Annotated in this window: 14 protein-coding genes and 4 tRNA genes; 17 read left to right on the top strand and 1 reads right to left on the bottom strand. The window is 60.1% G+C overall.

What is annotated here, in order from left to right:
• The first annotated feature begins 11 nt into the window (after positions 1–11).
• The 15 genes from truA (at position 12) to KVG95_RS21875 (ending at position 13,713) form a co-directional block, all read left to right on the top strand.
• Positions 12–836, top strand: a complete 825-nt coding sequence (gene truA / locus KVG95_RS21945) for a tRNA pseudouridine(38-40) synthase TruA (protein ID WP_217857957.1) — start codon at positions 12–14, stop codon at positions 834–836.
• A gap of 63 nt (positions 837–899) precedes the next feature.
• Positions 900–1,520 (top strand): phosphoribosylanthranilate isomerase, encoded by a 621-nt coding sequence (locus KVG95_RS21940; protein WP_217857934.1) that lies wholly within the window; start codon positions 900–902, stop codon positions 1,518–1,520.
• Between the two features lie 205 nt (positions 1,521–1,725).
• Complete coding sequence (gene accD, locus KVG95_RS21935) at positions 1,726–2,646, top strand: acetyl-CoA carboxylase, carboxyltransferase subunit beta (protein ID WP_007905946.1); 921 nt, start codon at positions 1,726–1,728, stop codon at positions 2,644–2,646.
• Positions 2,643–3,950 (top strand): bifunctional tetrahydrofolate synthase/dihydrofolate synthase, encoded by a 1,308-nt coding sequence (gene folC, locus KVG95_RS21930; protein WP_217857933.1) that lies wholly within the window; start codon positions 2,643–2,645, stop codon positions 3,948–3,950. The genes accD and folC overlap by 4 nt, the downstream gene beginning before the upstream one ends.
• Positions 3,934–4,608 (top strand): SPOR domain-containing protein, encoded by a 675-nt coding sequence (locus tag KVG95_RS21925; RefSeq protein WP_217857932.1) that lies wholly within the window; start codon positions 3,934–3,936, stop codon positions 4,606–4,608. The genes folC and KVG95_RS21925 overlap by 17 nt, the downstream gene beginning before the upstream one ends.
• Before the next feature lie 98 nt (positions 4,609–4,706).
• On the top strand, positions 4,707–5,267 hold the full coding sequence (locus KVG95_RS21920; RefSeq protein WP_052965529.1) for a CvpA family protein: 561 nt from the start codon (positions 4,707–4,709) through the stop codon (positions 5,265–5,267).
• 41 nt (positions 5,268–5,308) lie between these two features.
• On the top strand, positions 5,309–6,814 hold the full coding sequence (gene purF / locus KVG95_RS21915) for an amidophosphoribosyltransferase (protein ID WP_007905939.1): 1,506 nt from the start codon (positions 5,309–5,311) through the stop codon (positions 6,812–6,814).
• A 78-nt stretch (positions 6,815–6,892) separates the two neighbouring features.
• On the top strand, positions 6,893–8,104 hold the full coding sequence (locus KVG95_RS21910; RefSeq protein ID WP_217857931.1) for an O-succinylhomoserine sulfhydrylase: 1,212 nt from the start codon (positions 6,893–6,895) through the stop codon (positions 8,102–8,104).
• Positions 8,101–8,877 carry an SDR family oxidoreductase gene (locus tag KVG95_RS21905; protein WP_217857930.1) on the top strand — a complete coding sequence of 259 codons (777 nt, stop codon included), beginning with the start codon at positions 8,101–8,103 and terminating at the stop codon, positions 8,875–8,877. The genes KVG95_RS21910 and KVG95_RS21905 overlap by 4 nt, the downstream gene beginning before the upstream one ends.
• A gap of 258 nt (positions 8,878–9,135) precedes the next feature.
• Positions 9,136–9,211: transfer RNA gene (locus KVG95_RS21900), tRNA-Val, on the top strand.
• A gap of 55 nt (positions 9,212–9,266) precedes the next feature.
• Positions 9,267–9,343: transfer RNA gene (locus KVG95_RS21895), tRNA-Asp, on the top strand.
• Between the two features lie 92 nt (positions 9,344–9,435).
• Positions 9,436–9,512, top strand: a tRNA-Asp gene (locus tag KVG95_RS21890).
• A 259-nt stretch (positions 9,513–9,771) separates the two neighbouring features.
• On the top strand, positions 9,772–10,281 hold the full coding sequence (locus KVG95_RS21885; protein ID WP_217857929.1) for a sigma-70 family RNA polymerase sigma factor: 510 nt from the start codon (positions 9,772–9,774) through the stop codon (positions 10,279–10,281).
• Positions 10,278–11,222 carry a FecR domain-containing protein gene (locus KVG95_RS21880; RefSeq protein WP_217857928.1) on the top strand — a complete coding sequence of 315 codons (945 nt, stop codon included), beginning with the start codon at positions 10,278–10,280 and terminating at the stop codon, positions 11,220–11,222. The genes KVG95_RS21885 and KVG95_RS21880 overlap by 4 nt, the downstream gene beginning before the upstream one ends.
• A gap of 67 nt (positions 11,223–11,289) precedes the next feature.
• Positions 11,290–13,713 carry a TonB-dependent receptor gene (locus KVG95_RS21875; protein ID WP_217857927.1) on the top strand — a complete coding sequence of 808 codons (2,424 nt, stop codon included), beginning with the start codon at positions 11,290–11,292 and terminating at the stop codon, positions 13,711–13,713.
• Between the two features lie 54 nt (positions 13,714–13,767).
• On the opposite strand, the gene KVG95_RS21870 is transcribed toward KVG95_RS21875, so the two are convergent.
• Entirely contained in the window at positions 13,768–15,051 is a 1,284-nt protein-coding gene (locus KVG95_RS21870) for an NAD(P)/FAD-dependent oxidoreductase (protein WP_217857926.1), read from the bottom strand.
• Positions 15,052–15,234: 183 nt separating this feature from the next.
• Here KVG95_RS21870 and KVG95_RS21865 point away from each other — a divergent pair.
• Positions 15,235–15,311: transfer RNA gene (locus KVG95_RS21865), tRNA-Val, on the top strand.
• Positions 15,312–15,774: 463 nt separating this feature from the next.
• Positions 15,775–16,242, top strand: a complete 468-nt coding sequence (locus KVG95_RS21860) for an anti-virulence regulator CigR family protein (protein ID WP_123356320.1) — start codon at positions 15,775–15,777, stop codon at positions 16,240–16,242.
• Positions 16,243–16,278: the final 36 nt, after the last annotated feature.

Below are 16,278 nucleotides of genomic sequence, written 5' to 3'. Positions count from 1 at the left end.
CGGCCGCCGAAATGGCGGCCGACGGCTTTTTCCGGATCGCGTTGGGCGTTGAATACAAAGGTTCGCGTTATCGCGGCTGGCAGCGTCAGGCCTCCGGTGTGGCCACGGTGCAGGAAACCCTCGAAAAGGCCTTGTCCAAAGTCGCCGACTCACCCGTATCGCTGCATTGCGCCGGACGCACCGATGCCGGTGTGCATGCTTGCGGGCAAGTGGTGCATTTCGACACCCAGGTCGAGCGTTCGATGAAGGCCTGGGTCATGGGCGCCAACATCAATTTGCCGCATGACGTCAGCGTCAGCTGGGCCAAGGTCATGCCGGCGGATTTCCATGCGCGGTTCAAGGCCATTGCCCGTCGTTATCGCTACGTGATCTACAACGATCAGATCCGCCCGGCGCACCTGAACGAAGAAATCACCTGGAACCACCGTCCACTGGACGTCGAGCGCATGTCCGAGGCTGCTCAGTATCTGGTTGGCACCCACGACTTCAGCGCATTTCGCGCCGGCCAGTGCCAGGCCAAGTCGCCGATCAAGGAGCTGCATCACCTGCGCGTCACCCGTCATGGCAAAATGATCGTGCTGGATATTCGCGCCAGCGCGTTCCTGCACCACATGGTGCGCAACATTGCCGGGGTGCTGATGACCATCGGCGCCGGCGAGCGTCCCGTGGAGTGGATGAAGGAAGTCCTGGAAAGTCGTGTGCGTCGTTCCGGCGGGGTGACGGCCCATCCGTTCGGCCTGTATCTGGTGCAGGTCGAGTACCGCGACGAGTTCGAACTGCCCGAGCGTTACATCGGCCCACACTTCCTCACCGGTTTCTCGGAACTTGACGGCTGACGCCCTCGAACGCTTTTGTTACCATCCGGGACTTTCCCGGATTTGTCCTGAGGTTCTATCGACATGTCAGCCGTTCGCAGCAAAATTTGTGGGATTACCCGCATAGAGGATGCGTTGGCGGCGGTCGAGGCTGGGGCCGATGCCATCGGATTTGTGTTCTACGCCAAAAGCCCACGGGCCGTAACGTTCCAGCAGGCAAGGGCGATCATCAAGGCCTTGCCGCCGTTCGTGACCACCGTGGGTTTATTCGTCAATGCCAGCCGCTGCGAGCTGGGGGAAATCCTCGACGCCGTGCCGCTGGACCTGTTGCAGTTCCATGGTGACGAGACCGCGGCCGACTGCGAGGGCTGGCACCGACCGTACATCAAGGCGTTGCGGGTCAAGGCCGGCGACGACATCGCAGCAGCTTGCGATGCCTACGCCAGTGCCAGCGGGATCCTGCTCGACACGTACGTCGAAGGCATTCCCGGCGGAACCGGTGAAGCCTTCGACTGGTCACTGATACCGCAAGGCCTGAGCAAGCCGATCATCCTGGCGGGCGGCTTGACGCCGGACAACGTCGCCGAGGCGATTGCCCGGGTTCGGCCTTACGCGGTGGACGTCAGCGGTGGAGTAGAGGCGAGCAAGGGCATCAAGGATCACGCAAAGATTCAGGCATTCATCAAAGCGGTTATAGGGGCTTGATGTGACGGCTGGCAGACTGCCGCCGTCCCAAAATGCACTGCGCTGCATAAGCAGGCACGGCTGAGGATTGATGGGTTGTACGCAGGTCACGTCTCGCTGACCCGGCCACCCGATCAATCATCGCCACACACATGAATTTAGGTCAAGGGCATACGCGGGGCTGCGAACCAGAGCGTTCGGGCCACCGGTACTGGAGAAAGAAAGCATGAGCAACTGGTTAGTAGACAAACTGATCCCTTCGATCATGCGTTCCGAGGTCAAGAAGAGCTCGGTGCCTGAAGGTCTGTGGCACAAATGCCCGTCTTGCGAGGCGGTGCTGTATCGTCCGGAGCTGGAAAAGACCCTGGACGTTTGCCCCAAGTGCAACCACCACATGCGCATCGGCGCGCGCGCGCGCATCGACATCTTCCTCGACGCTGACGGCCGTGCCGAACTGGGCGCGGACCTGGAGCCGGTTGACCGTCTGAAATTCCGTGACGGCAAGAAGTACAAGGATCGCCTGACCGCTGCGCAAAAGCAGACCGGCGAAAAAGATGCACTGATCTCCATGAGCGGCACCTTGCTGGGCATGCCGGTCGTGGTATCGGCTTTCGAATTCTCCTTCATGGGTGGCTCGATGGGCGCCATCGTTGGTGAGCGCTTTGTGCGCGCCGCCAACTACGCCCTGGAAAACCGCTGCCCGATGATCTGCTTCGCCGCCTCCGGTGGTGCGCGGATGCAGGAAGCGCTGATCTCCCTGATGCAAATGGCCAAGACCTCCGCGGTGCTGGCGCGTCTGCGTGAAGAAGGCATTCCGTTCATCTCGGTACTGACCGACCCGGTCTACGGCGGTGTTTCCGCCAGTCTGGCGATGCTCGGCGACGTAATCGTCGGTGAGCCGAAAGCCCTGATCGGTTTCGCCGGCCCGCGCGTTATCGAACAAACCGTTCGCGAAAAACTGCCGGAAGGCTTCCAGCGCAGTGAGTTCCTGCTGGAGCACGGCGCGATCGACATGATCATTCACCGTCAGGAACTGCGTCCGCGTCTGGGTAACCTGCTGGCACAAATGATGGGCCTGCCGACGCCGAAATTCGTCGCCGCGCCGATCGAGCCAATCGTGGTTCCGCCGGTGCCTGCCAACATATGACCCAACGCACCCTTGGCGAGTGGCTCGCCTACCTTGAACAGTTGCATCCTTCGGCCATCGACATGGGGCTGGAGCGTTCGCAACAGGTAGCGTCCCGCATGGGACTGGGCAAGCCGGCGCCTCGGGTGATTACGGTCACCGGCACCAACGGCAAGGGTTCTACCTGCGCGTTCGTGGCTTCGTTGCTGCGGGCGCAGGGCCTGAACGTCGGTGTCTACAATTCTCCGCACCTGCTGCGTTACAACGAGCGGGTGCAGGTCAATGGTGTCGAAGCCACTGACGCCGAGCTGTGCGAAGCCTTCGCGGCGGTCGAGGCCGGTCGTGGCGACACTTCCCTGACGTACTTCGAAATGGGCACCCTGGCGGCGTTCTGGCTGTTTCAACAGGCAGGGCTTGATGCGGTGGTGCTGGAAGTGGGGCTGGGCGGGCGTCTGGACACGGTCAACGTGGTCGATGCGGATATCGCGCTGGTCACCAGCATCGGCGTCGATCATGCGGACTATCTGGGTGATACCCGTGAGTCCGTGGCTTACGAAAAAGCCGGCATTTTCCGCCAGGGCGCGCCTGCGCTCTGTGGCGATCTGAATCCCCCTCAACCTCTGCTGGATAAAGCGCGCGAGCTCAATTGCCCGTTTTTCCTGCGTGGGCGCGATTTCGACCTGGGTATCACCGATCACAACTGGCAATGGCGCGGCCTTGATGCTCAAGGGCGTGCAGTCGAGTTGCATGATCTGCCATTGCTCGATCTGCCGATGGAAAACGCCGCACTGGCACTGCAGGCTTACCTGCTGCTTGGTTTGCCTTGGGTAGATGCGCAGATTATTGATGCCCTGAAAGCGACGCGCGTGGTCGGTCGTCTTGATCGCCGTCAGTTCGACTGGCAGGGCAAGCGTCTGAATGTGTTGCTGGATGTGGGGCACAACCCCCATGCGGCAGAATACCTGGCCCGTCGCCTGGCCAGTCGGCCACCGGCAGGCAAGCGTCTGGCGGTGTTCGGGTTGTTGGCGGACAAGGATCTGGATGGTGTTGTCGGTGAATTGAATGCTAGTGTCCAGCATTGGGCTGTCGCCCCGCTGGATTCGCCGCGGGCGCGGCCCGTTGAGCAGTTGCACGCGGCGTTGCAGAACCTTGGCGCCTCGGTCACCTCTTATGGCAGCGTGGCCGCCGCCCTGGAAGGGCAGTGCGCGCAGGCGACGAGCGACGACGAAATTCTGTTGTTCGGATCATTTTATTGTGTCGCCGAGGCCCTTGAATGGCTGGCCCGGCACTCCACGGAGGAAGCGGCAAATGGCTTTGCTGGATAAGGCGTACAAGCAGCGCATGGTCGGTGCCTTGGTGCTGGTGGCGCTGGCGGTGATTTTCCTGCCAATGCTGTTTTCCCGTCAGGACGAACAGCGCCAGGTGAGGGTCGACGCACCAGCTGCACCGCAAGCGCCGGCTGTGCCGCAAGTGCAGGTCGAGCCGGTGGTGGTGCCTGAACCGCAGGCATTGCCGCAGGAACCTGTGCCAAGCGATGAGGAAATTGCAGCACAGCAAGCTCCGTCGACACCGATTGCGCCAAGTGCTCCTGTGGCAGCGCCACCAGCGCCACCAGCGCCGGCGGCTGCCAAACCGGTCACGCCTCCGGTGCCCGTCGCCAAGCCTGTGCCAGCACCTGCCCAGCCAATTACTGCCGCACCGAGCAAGCCGGCTACCACCCCAAGCCGCGTCGATGCCAATGGCCTGTCGGTCAGCTGGTCCGTGCAACTGGCCAGCCTGGCGAGCCGTGAGAGCGCTGAAAGCCTGCAGAAAACCCTGCGCAGCCAAGGCTATAACGCCTATATCCGCACCGCCGATGGCAAGAATCGGGTATTCGTCGGGCCGCTGATCGAGCGCGCCGAAGCCGATCGTCTGCGTGACTTGTTGAGTCGCCAGCAGAATCTCAAAGGTTTTGTGGTGCGTTTCCAGCCTGAGCGCGGTTAAAACTATCGCCCTGATTTGAAAAGCACTGACAATCTCAGCTTACCGATAGCCATGGGCTCTGCTAAAATGCGCCGCCTTATCTGTCTGTAGGCTGCACTGTGCCATTTACCTGGGTTGATTGGGCGATCGTTGCAATCGTCGCCATCTCCGCTTTGATCAGTCTTAGCCGCGGCTTCGTCAAAGAAGCACTCTCGCTGCTGACCTGGATCATCGCAGGAGGCGTTGCCTGGATGTTTGGTGGCTCATTGTCCGAGTACCTCGGCGGATACATCGAAACGCCGTCGGCTCGCGTGATCGCGGGCTGTGCCATCATGTTTGTCGCCACTTTAATCGTAGGCGCAATGATCAATTATCTTATCGGCGAATTGGTTCGCGTTACCGGGCTATCCGGGACCGATCGATTTCTCGGCATGGCCTTCGGCGCAGCGCGTGGCGTGTTGCTGGTGGTTGTGGCGGTCGGGCTGTTGAGCCTGGGGCCGGTACAGCAGGACGGGTGGTGGCAAGAGTCACAGCTCGTGCCAAAATTTCTATTGGTTGCAGACTGGTCCAAAAACCTGATCCTGGGTTGGAGTAGTCAGTGGCTTGCCAGCGGAATCAGCGTACCCGCTGATATACCGTTCAAGGAGCACCTCTTGCCGACGGCCAAAACGCCTCAGTGAGTTGTGTTCAGTTCAGATCCATTAAGTAGGGGTTGCGTCGCATGTGTGGCATCGTCGGTATCGTCGGTAAGTCGAACGTCAATCAGGCGCTGTATGACGCGCTAACCGTCCTCCAGCACCGCGGCCAGGACGCTGCCGGTATCGTGACCAGCCATGATGGCCGGTTATTCCTGCGCAAGGACAATGGGCTGGTGCGTGACGTGTTCCATCAGCGTCACATGCAGCGCCTGGTCGGCCACATGGGCATTGGCCATGTGCGTTACCCGACCGCGGGTAGCTCGACTTCGGCCGAAGCCCAACCGTTTTACGTCAACTCGCCGTATGGCATCACTCTGGCGCACAACGGTAACCTGACCAACGTTGAACAGCTGGCCAAGGAGATTTACGAATCTGACCTGCGCCACGTCAACACCAACTCCGATTCGGAAGTGCTGCTCAACGTGTTCGCACACGAGCTGGCCCAGCGCGGCAAGTTGCAGCCGACCGAAGAAGACGTGTTCGCTGCCGTCACCGACGTGCACAACCGTTGCGTCGGTGGTTACGCGGTCGTGGCGATGGTGACCGGTTACGGTATTGTCGGTTTCCGCGATCCGCACGGCATCCGCCCGATCGTCTTCGGTCAGCGTCACACGGACGAAGGCGTCGAGTACATGATCGCCTCCGAAAGCGTCTCTCTGGACGTACTCGGTTTCACCCTGATTCGCGACCTGGCACCGGGCGAAGCGGTCTACATCACTGAAGACGGCAAGCTGCACACTCGTCAGTGCGCGACCAACCCGTCGCTGACTCCGTGCATTTTCGAACACGTCTACCTGGCGCGTCCGGACTCGATCATCGACGGCGTCTCGGTCTACAAGGCCCGCCTGCGCATGGGCGAGAAGCTCGCCGAGAAGATCCTGCGCGAGCGTCCGGATCACGACATCGACGTGGTCATCCCGATTCCGGACACCAGCCGCACCGCGGCCCTGGAGCTGGCGAACCACTTGGGCGTCAAGTTCCGCGAAGGCTTCGTGAAGAACCGCTATATCGGCCGGACCTTCATCATGCCGGGCCAGGCTGCACGGAAAAAATCCGTACGCCAGAAGCTCAACGCCATCGAGCTGGAGTTCCGCGGCAAAAACGTGATGCTGGTGGACGACTCCATCGTTCGCGGCACCACCTGCAAGCAGATCATTCAGATGGCTCGCGAAGCCGGCGCCAAAAACGTCTACTTCTGCTCTGCGGCGCCGGCCGTGCGTTACCCGAACGTCTACGGCATCGACATGCCGAGCGCTCACGAGCTGATCGCCCACAACCGTTCGACCCAGGACGTTGCCGACCTGATCGGCGCTGACTGGTTGATCTATCAGGACCTGCCTGACTTGATCGAAGCGGTCGGTGGCGGCAAGATCAAGATCGAGAAGTTCGATTGCGCGGTGTTCGACGGCCAGTACGTCACCGGCGACGTCGACGAGGCTTACCTGAACAAGATCGAGCAGGCGCGCAACGATGCCTCCAAGGTCAAGACCCAGGCAGTCAGTGCGATCATTGATCTGTACAACAACTGAGTAACTACCGGCCCCTAGGGGCCGGTTTTGTATCTACTAAAGACTCTCTAAATCAAGAGCAGGGCAAGGAGTGACAGCATGAGTCAGGATTGGGATGCCGGTCGGCTGGACAGCGACCTCGAAGGCGTAGCGTTCGATACCCTGGCCGTACGCGCCGGTCAGCACCGCACGCCGGAAGGCGAACACGGTGATCCGATGTTCTTCACTTCCAGCTACGTGTTCCGTACCGCCGCCGACGCGGCCGCTCGCTTTGCTGGCGAAGTGCCGGGCAACGTTTACTCGCGCTACACCAACCCGACCGTGCGCGCGTTCGAAGAGCGTATTGCCGCGCTGGAAAGCGCCGAGCAAGCCGTGGCTACTGCCACGGGCATGGCTGCGATCATGGCAGTGGTAATGAGCCTGTGCAGCGCCGGCGACCATGTTTTGGTCTCGCGCAGCGTGTTCGGCTCGACCATCAGCCTGTTCGAAAAGTACTTCAAGCGCTTCGGCATTGAAGTCGATTACGTGCCCCTGGCGGACTTGTCCGGCTGGGATGCGGCGATCAAGGCCAACACCAAGTTGCTGTTCGTCGAATCGCCGTCCAACCCGCTGGCCGAGTTGGTAGACATCAAGGCGCTGTCAGAAATTGCTCACGCCAAGGGCACGATGCTGGTGGTCGACAACTGCTTCTGCACCCCTGCGTTGCAGCAGCCGTTGAAACTGGGCGCGGACATCGTTGTGCACTCAGCGACCAAGTTCATCGACGGCCAAGGCCGTTGCATGGGCGGCGTTGTGGCCGGTCGTGGCGAGCAAATGAAAGAAGTCGTCGGTTTCCTGCGTACTGCCGGGCCGACCCTGAGCCCGTTCAACGCCTGGATCTTCCTCAAGGGTCTGGAAACGCTGAGCCTGCGCATGAAGGCGCACTGCGCCAATGCCCAGCAACTGGCCGAATGGCTGGAGCAGCAGGACGGTATCGAGAAAGTCCATTACGCCGGTCTCAAGAGCCATCCGCAGCACGAACTGGCCCTGCGTCAACAGAAGGGTTTTGGTGCGGTCGTGAGTTTTGAGGTCAAGGGCGGCAAAGAGGGCGCCTGGCGCTTTATCGATGCGACTCGCCTGATCTCCATTACCGCCAATCTGGGCGACAGCAAAACTACCATCACGCACCCGAGCACCACCTCTCATGGCCGTCTCGCGCCGCAAGAGCGTGAAGCGGCAGGGATCCGTGACAGCCTGATCCGCGTAGCGGTTGGTCTGGAGGACGTGGCAGACCTGCAGGCCGATCTGGCGCGCGGGTTGGCTGCCTTGTGATCGAGTTGTCGACGCCGACCACGGGCACCCATGGCCGCGTCGCGCTGGTCACCGGTGCTGCGCGCGGCATCGGTCTGGGGATTGCGGCCTGGCTGATCAGTGAAGGCTGGCAGGTGGTGCTGACCGATCTGGATCGGGAGCGCGGTTCGAAAGTGGCGAAGGTGCTTGGCGAAAACGCCTGGTTCATCGCCATGGACGTCGCGAATGAAGCGCAGGTGGCACTGGGCGTGGCCGAGGTGCTGGGACAGTTCGGGCGTCTGGATGCGCTGGTGTGCAATGCGGCGGTGGCCGACCCGCACAACATCACCCTGGAAAGCCTCGATCTGGCCTACTGGAACCGGGTGCTGGCGGTGAACCTCAGCGGGCCGATGCTGTTGGCCAAGCATTGTGCGCCGTACCTGCGTGCTCACAGCGGCGCCATCGTCAATCTGGCCTCGACCCGTGCCGCACAGTCGGAACCCGACACAGAGGCTTATGCGGCGAGCAAGGGCGGTCTGTTGGCCCTCACTCATGCCTTGGCGATCAGCCTCGGGCCGGAAATCCGCGTCAATGCGGTCAGTCCGGGCTGGATCGATGCGCGGGATCCGGCGGCACGGCGTGCCGAGCCGCTGACCGACGCCGATCATGCGCAGCATCCGGCGGGCAGGGTAGGGACGGTCGAGGACGTGGCGGCGATGGTGGCGTGGTTGCTGTCGAGGAGCGCGGGGTTCGTCACAGGCCAGGAGTTCGTGGTCGATGGTGGCATGACCAAGAAGATGATTTACAGCGAGTAAATCCAAGCGTGGCTGCGATGGATATAGCCAGCATTGATGTTGAATGTGCCGCCGTCTTCGCGAGCAAGCCCGCTCCCACACTGAATTTATGTCGATCACAAACCTGTGGTCCGCCGCAGATCCAGTGTGGGAGCGGGCTTGCTCGCGAAAGCGGTCTGACTGTTAAGACACAATTTTGTCTTTTTCAGAAAAACTTCAAGCGGGGTATTGACTTAGCTTCGGTACCTGCGTAAATTTCGCGGCCTCGGAGATGCAAACGGGTGATTAGCTCAGCTGGGAGAGCGTCTGCCTTACAAGCAGAATGTCGGCGGTTCGATCCCGTCATCACCCACCACTTCCGAGAGTCTTGCGAAAGCAAGATGGAAGCTTTTAAAAGCCTCCACCGACGCGCAGCGGTAGTTCAGTCGGTTAGAATACCGGCCTGTCACGCCGGGGGTCGCGGGTTCGAGTCCCGTCCGCTGCGCCATATTTTCCGAGTCAGGTTTACCTGCCTCGAGATTGAAAAGTTTCTGAGTTTTCAATCAGACGAGTTACTTGGGCGAAAGTCCAAAGCGATACGCAGCGGTAGTTCAGTCGGTTAGAATACCGGCCTGTCACGCCGGGGGTCGCGGGTTCGAGTCCCGTCCGCTGCGCCATATCTGCATCAAGGCCCACTGAACGCCTTGGAGCTACGAAGCAAGTCGCTGGTAAAGCCAGTGCCTGTTTCGAGTCGATAGCAAAGACCCTGGTCGAAAGACCGGGGTTTTTTGTGTCTGCGATTTGGCTTTTCCTCTCTCATGTCCTTCCCATCCAACCTTTCTGCGCCCCAATTGCATAAAGGACTTGGTTCACAGCTTCGACATTAATTAGAATCACTCTCATTTACGATAACTCCTTGGCACAGGGCTTCTTGAGATGAGTGATGTGGCGATGCCGAAGGAGCAAACCTTCCACGACTTGTACCGCGATCATCGTGGCTGGCTTGAAGGCTGGTTGAGAAGGCGCATGGGCAATGGCTGTGATGCGGCGGACCTGAGCCAGGATACGTTCCTGCGCTTGCTCGCCAGCTCTCAACGAATTGCCGATCTGCAAGAGCCCCGTGCCTATCTGCTGACCGTGGGCAAACGCCTGCTGAGTAATTTCTATAAGCGTCGAAGCCTCGAGCAGGCTTATCTGGCGGCACTGGCGGCGTTGCCGGAAGACTGTGTGCCGTCGCCCGAGCAGCGCTGGTTGTTGCTCGAAACCCTGCAAGCCCTGGATGAACTGCTCGATGGATTGCCGGCGGCAGTGCGTAAGGCTTTTCTCTGGAGTCAGCTGGAAGGCTTGAACTATCAGCAAATCGCCGAGCGCCTGCAGGTATCGGAGCGCACGATCAAACGCTACATGGCGCAAGCCTATGAGCATTGTCTGTTGGTGGAGCTGTGAACAGTCCAGTGCCCGATGCCCGTCAAGCAGTGCGAGCTGCCGCGCAGTGGCTTGCCTTGCTGGAATCTGGAAGTGCCAGTGAGCAGGATCGTGCGAATCTGCAGCGTTGGCGCGACAGTTGCGTCAGTCACGAGCAGGCTTGGCAGAAGGCTCAAGCCTTGCGTCAGCGGTTTGCCAGTCTGCCTTCAGCGTTGGCGCTCAAAAGTCTGGATCGCCCCGAGCCGGGTCGGCGGGTGGTGCTCAAGCGTGCATTGGGTGCGGTGGCGTTGGTGCCGGCCGCTTGGTTGATTAGCCGACAATTGCCCCTGGATGTCTGGCGAGCCGATCTGCATACGGCCACCGGGGAGCGCAAACAGCTGCAGCTCGCTGATGGCAGTTCCTTGCAGCTCAACACGGCCAGTGCCGTCGATGTGGATTTGCAGAGCCGTCGCTTGAAGCTGATTGAGGGCGAACTGTCGCTGAAGGTGCCAAGCGCGTCGCCGCTGACGATCCAAACGAAGTTTGGCCAGATCATCGTCAGCCAAGGCGAAGTCTGTGTTCGTCAGGAGGCGCGCGGTTGCCGCGTGTCGGTGTACAACGGTGCCGTGCAATTGCAGCCCTTGCAGGGGCCCGTGTTGGCTTTGCGCAGTGGTCAACAAGTCAGTCTTCAAGCAGCCGGTGTCGGGCCGATCAGCCCATTCGATGTGCTTGCGCCGGGTTGGCGAGAGGGCGTGCTGATGGCGAAAAACCAGCCGCTGGGAGATTTCCTGCGCGAACTCAGCACTTATCGACCGGGTGTGCTGCGTTGGGAGCCGGAACTTGAAGCGTTGCGTGTCACCGGCAGTTTCCGCCTGGACGACACCGATCGCGTCCTCGCGTTGCTCGCGGCCAGCCTGCCGCTGGAGGTGCATTCACGTACCCGTTACTGGGTGACGTTGCTGTCGCGCAAAAATAGTGTGTGAAGCCTGTCCCCTTTTTTCGACTCGCTTGTCATTCAAGGCATGTGAACGAATTAAGAGAACTCTATCAATGCCCGCAGTAATACCTTGCTGTCCGCGCCCGGCTTCTTCCCGCCTGCGTCCGTTGTTGCACTTGAGCCTGTTGCTGGGCCTGAGTGCTAGTCCGTTGTTCATCACTACCAGTTGGGCCGAAGACAGTGCCCGGCGCAATTATCAGGTGCCTGCCGGCAGCCTGAGCGATGCGCTGACCCGCTTCGCCGGTCTGTCTGGCGTCAATCTCTCGGTCGACCTGGCACTGGTGGGCAGTCGCACCAGTCCTGGTCTTTCCGGCGAATACGCGATCGAGGAGGGCTTTGCCCGGCTGTTGCAGGGTTCCGGTCTGCAATTGCAATCGGTGGGCGAACAAGCCTACATCCTGACCCCGGCGCCAGAAGGTAGCAGCCTGCAACTGGCCCCCACTTCGATTCTCGGTGCTACGGGCGAGGCGGGCGGTGAGGTGTATGCCGGCGGCCAGGTCGCGCGCCGCGGTTCGCAAGGCTTGCTGGGCTCGAAAGACTTCATGGAAACGCCATTCAGCATGACCACCTATACCGGCGAGTCGGTCAAAAACCTGCAGGCTCGTACCTTGGGCGACCTGATCGCCAGTGATCCCTCGGTTCGCGCCACTAACCCGGCGGGTGGGCGTTATGAGCAGTTCACCATTCGCGGGCTCAGCCTGTTCAACAGCGATGTCGCCTACAACGGTCTCTACGGCGTCCTGCCGACCTATACGATCGACATGGAGATGGCCGACCGCGTCGACATCATCAAAGGCCCGAGCCAGCTCATCAACGGCATCTCGCCACGGGGCAGTGTGGGTGGCGGGATCAACGTGGTGCCCAAGCGCGCGACCGACAAGCCCATCACTTCGTTTACCGGTAACTACGCTTCCGACAATCAGGTCGGCGGTGCCGTGGATGTCGGCCGGCGCTTTGGTGAAGACAACAAGTTCGGTATTCGTTTCAACGGCGTGAAGCAGTCCGGCGACACCGAATGGGATCACCAGAGTGTCGACCGCGAGATGGCCGTGCTGGGCCTGGATTTTCGCGGTGAGCGTCTGCGACTCTCAACGGACGTCGGGCGCACCGAGCGTGATACCGACGCCCCGCAGGAGCGCGTGCAGGTCGGCGCCAATGCGAAGGTGCCGAATGCGAACGATGTGCGCGACAACTATGCGCAGCCCTGGAGCAAGGCGAGCACCAACGACACTTTCGGAGCGGTGAACGGCGAATTCGATGTCAGCGATTCCGTCATGCTGTACGGCGGCGTGGGCGCGCGTAAAAGCAACCATGACTTTCTCCGGCATGCCGTTGCGGTCACCAATGATGCTGGCGATTTCAGCGTTCAGCCACGAGACTTCACCCGTGACGAAAATGTCCGGACGGCCACGGCAGGGGTGCGCAACTGGTTTCATACCGGCCCGGTGAGCCATGAGGTCAATCTGGCCGCCAGCTATTTCTACATGGACTTCGAAAATGGCGGCGCCCGTTATGCCGCGGCCCGCAGCAACCTCTACGACCCCGTGGAAACACCAACACCTGCGAGACCCACTCGACTCGATTCGAAGGTCTACACCGAGAACCGCTTCAGCGGCGTGGCGTTGTCCGACACTCTGGGTTTCTTCGATGACCGGCTGCTGCTGACCCTCGGCGCCCGCTGGCAGCGCGTGAAGGTTGACGACTGGACGGATAATGTCAAAGGCGCCACAGCCTACGATGAGGAAAAGGTTTCGCCGTCGGGCGGGATCCTGTTTAAGGCAACCGACAAGCTGTCGCTGTATGCCAACTACATGGAAGGCCTGAGCCAGGGCAAGATCGCGCCGTCGACCTCTGTGAACGAGGACGAGATATTCCCGCCGTTCATCAGCCGCCAGGTCGAGGTCGGCGCCAAGTATGACGCGGGTGCATTCGCCGTGACTGCCGCGGTGTTTCGGATCAAGCAGCCGGCCTATGAGACCAACGCCACGACGCGGGTTTTCGGCCCGAACGGCAAGCGTGAGAACACGGGTGTGGAGCTGAGTGTGTTCGGTGAGCCGCTCGATGGTTTCCGCCTGCTCGGCGGTGTCATGTACATCGACAGCGAGTTGACCGACACCACCAATGGCACCTTTGACGGCAACCGGGCACCGGCCACGCCGAAATACAACGTCAACCTGGGCGCCGAGTGGGACGTGCCGACCGTACAAGGCCTGACCCTGACCAGTCGCGGCCTCTATTCCAGCTCGCAGTATCTGGACCAGTCCAACAACAAGGAAATCGACTCCTGGGAGCGTTTCGACGTAGGTGCGCGTTACGCATTCAAGGTCGACGAAAAGAACATCACCCTGCGTGCCAATGTCGAGAACGTGGCGGACAAACGCTATTGGAGTTCGGCTGGGGCCTCAGATGACAGCGAGCCTGGCTTGACGCTCTCGACTCCACGAACCTACCTCCTTTCGGCAACCGTCGACTTCTGAGTGAACCGCTTTTCGCAGGAGCCGCATTCAGCGGCCCCTTTTCACCTCTATCGGTCAGTATCCGAACTTGTCCCGCAATCCGTAATACCAGGCGCCCAACGCAGCGAACGGTGTTCGCAGCAATTGTCCGCCGGGGAACGGGTAGTGGGGCAGGTCGGCAAAGGCGTCGAAGCGTTCGGCCTGACCGCGCAATGCTTCGGCCAGTACCTTGCCCGCCAGGTGCGTATACGTTACGCCATGGCCGCTGCAACCCTGGGAATAGTAGATGTTGTCGCCTAGCCGTCCGACCTGGGGAAGTCGCGATAGCGTCAGCAGGAAATTGCCGGTCCAGGCGTAATCGATTTTCACGTCCTTGAGCTGCGGGAAGGCCTTGAGCATCTTTGGTCGAATGATCGCCTCGATGTTCGCCGGATCGCGCGCGCCATAGACCACGCCGCCGCCGAAAATCAGGCGTTTGTCAGCGCTCAGGCGGTAGTAGTCGAGCAGGTAGTTACAGTCTTCGACGCAGTAGTCCTGAGGCAGCAGGCGCTTGGCCAATTCATCGCCCAAGGGTTCGGTGGCGATCACTTGAGTCCCGCAGGGCATCGACTTGGCTGCCAGCTCCGGCACCAGATTGCCGATGTAAGCGTTGCCGGCGACGATGATGAATTTGGCCCTGACCTTGCCCTGAGGCGTATGCACCACCGGATTGGCGCCGCGCTCGATGCGCACCGCTGGCGACTGCTCGTGGATGATGCCGCCCAGCGACTCCACGGCGGCTGCCTCGCCCAAGACAAGGTTGAGCGGATGAATATGCCCGCCGCTCATATCGAGCATGCCGCCGACGTATTGATCGCAAGCCACCACTTCACGGATGCGTCGCTGATCCAATAGCTCAAGTTGCGTGTGACCGAAGCGCTCCCAAAGGCGCTTTTGGGATTCCAGATGGCCCATCTGCTTGGCGGTAATGGCGGCGAACACACCGCCGTCCTTCAGGTCGCACTGGATGTTGTATTTGGCCACCCGCTCACGAATGATCCGTCCACCCTCGAACGCCATTTGCCCCAGCAGCTGAGCTTGCTTGGGGCCGACACTGCGCTCGATCACATCGATATCACGGCTGTAGCTGTTTACGATCTGGCCACCGTTGCGCCCCGATGCGCCAAAACCCACTTTGGCCGCTTCCAGGACCGTTACCCGAAAACCGTTCTCCAGCAGAAACAGGGCAGAGGACAGGCCGGTATAACCAGCACCGATGACACAGACATCAGTCTCTACATCATCCTGCAAGGCCGGGCGCGGCGGCGCTCCATTAGCCGATGCGGCGTAATAGGACTCTGGGTAGGGAGTGTTCGCCATCCTGCAGCCTCTGTTTAATATATTTTACGAGTGCATCGATCCTACCCGAGTTAAAAAACGACCGCCAGCCAGCGGAAAATCTTCTTTGCCGCAGCAAAATTAAATATTTTGCATATTCATAGGGTTAGGTGAAAAAAAGGTGTTGACACCCCTCCGGAATTCCGTAGAATGCCGCCTCACAGCAGGCACGTAGCTCAGTTGGTTAGAGCACCACCTTGACATGGTGGGGGTCGTTGGTTCGAGTCCAATCGCGCCTACCAAACAAAATCCGCTCTGCTGGGCGGTCTGGAAGGGCTCACCGAAAGGTGGGCCCTTTTTTGTTGTCTGTGTCCCGTCCTGAATAAGGTTTACACCTTCTGATCTGTTTTTCAGGAGGTGTAAACCTTATTCAGGACGGGACAGGGTGATATCTGGATTGTTACGGTGATTTCAGTCACGTCGCTATTGCTCCTTGAACCGATAGTGGTTTGGTACTTGTTTCATGAGGCGCCGGGACGTGGCGCACTCATCGGGCTTTGCCTGGGGGCTTTAGGCATGCTCTCAACCGTAGTGCTGTAGTTGTTTCATCTGGCCCAGCTATCAACTGACTGGGCCAGTTCTACTCTCCGTTCGTTCGATTTTCCCGTATGGCCCTGTCGCCACCTCCATTGCACACGTTTTCTGAACTAACACAGCCATAACCGTCTACATTGCAGGGGGCATCCCCTTTCTGAGAGAACGGATATGTTTAGATCTCGCTCGTTGATTGCCGCTATGACGTGTCTTGCCTTGGCGTCCGGTTCAATGACTGCATTGGCCGACCCGGGAAACGGGAAGGGCCAGGGAAGCGGCAAGGGAAATCCACAAAACATCCAGGACCATGGCAACGCCAGCCATGGAAACAAAGGCAAAGGTTCAGGGGGTGACGATTGGAGTCACGGCCCGAGCATCAATCACGGAAGTGTTCTTGGAGTCGTGGGTGGTTATCGTGACTACTGGAGCCCCGGGCCCGCGTTGCCACCCGGCATTCAAAAAAACCTCGCTCGCGGAAAACCACTACCGCCGGGGATCGCCAAAAAGCTCGATGGCCGATTGCTCGGCAGGCTTCCGCATTACGATGGCTACGAGTGGCGGCAGGCTGGCACTGACTTGATATTGGTGGCGATCGCTACCGGGATCATCTACGAGGTTCTCAATGGCGCATTCGATTGAAGTGAAACGACAAACTCCAATCGCGCCCTCGCTGCA

The sequence above is a fragment of the Pseudomonas farris genome (assembly GCF_019145235.1).
Classification (GTDB): domain Bacteria; phylum Pseudomonadota; class Gammaproteobacteria; order Pseudomonadales; family Pseudomonadaceae; genus Aquipseudomonas; species Aquipseudomonas farris.
This window is presented reverse-complemented; position numbering and strand designations above follow the sequence as displayed.

What these genes read in the sequence shown, in the direction of transcription:
- accD (WP_007905946.1), top strand. Translation starts at nt 1,726, where the DNA reads ATGAGCAACTGGTTAGTAGACAAACTGATCCCTTCGATCATGCGTTCC.
- KVG95_RS21860 (WP_123356320.1), top strand. Translation starts at nt 15,775, where the DNA reads ATGTTTAGATCTCGCTCGTTGATTGCCGCTATGACGTGTCTTGCCTTG.
- purF (WP_007905939.1), top strand. Translation starts at nt 5,309, where the DNA reads ATGTGTGGCATCGTCGGTATCGTCGGTAAGTCGAACGTCAATCAGGCG.
- KVG95_RS21870 (WP_217857926.1), bottom strand. Translation starts at nt 15,051, where the DNA reads ATGGCGAACACTCCCTACCCAGAGTCCTATTACGCCGCATCGGCTAAT.
- KVG95_RS21875 (WP_217857927.1), top strand. Translation starts at nt 11,290, where the DNA reads ATGCCCGCAGTAATACCTTGCTGTCCGCGCCCGGCTTCTTCCCGCCTG.
- folC (WP_217857933.1), top strand. Translation starts at nt 2,643, where the DNA reads ATGACCCAACGCACCCTTGGCGAGTGGCTCGCCTACCTTGAACAGTTG.
- KVG95_RS21925 (WP_217857932.1), top strand. Translation starts at nt 3,934, where the DNA reads ATGGCTTTGCTGGATAAGGCGTACAAGCAGCGCATGGTCGGTGCCTTG.
- KVG95_RS21910 (WP_217857931.1), top strand. Translation starts at nt 6,893, where the DNA reads ATGAGTCAGGATTGGGATGCCGGTCGGCTGGACAGCGACCTCGAAGGC.
- KVG95_RS21940 (WP_217857934.1), top strand. Translation starts at nt 900, where the DNA reads ATGTCAGCCGTTCGCAGCAAAATTTGTGGGATTACCCGCATAGAGGAT.
- KVG95_RS21885 (WP_217857929.1), top strand. Translation starts at nt 9,772, where the DNA reads ATGAGTGATGTGGCGATGCCGAAGGAGCAAACCTTCCACGACTTGTAC.
- truA (WP_217857957.1), top strand. Translation starts at nt 12, where the DNA reads ATGGCGGCCGACGGCTTTTTCCGGATCGCGTTGGGCGTTGAATACAAA.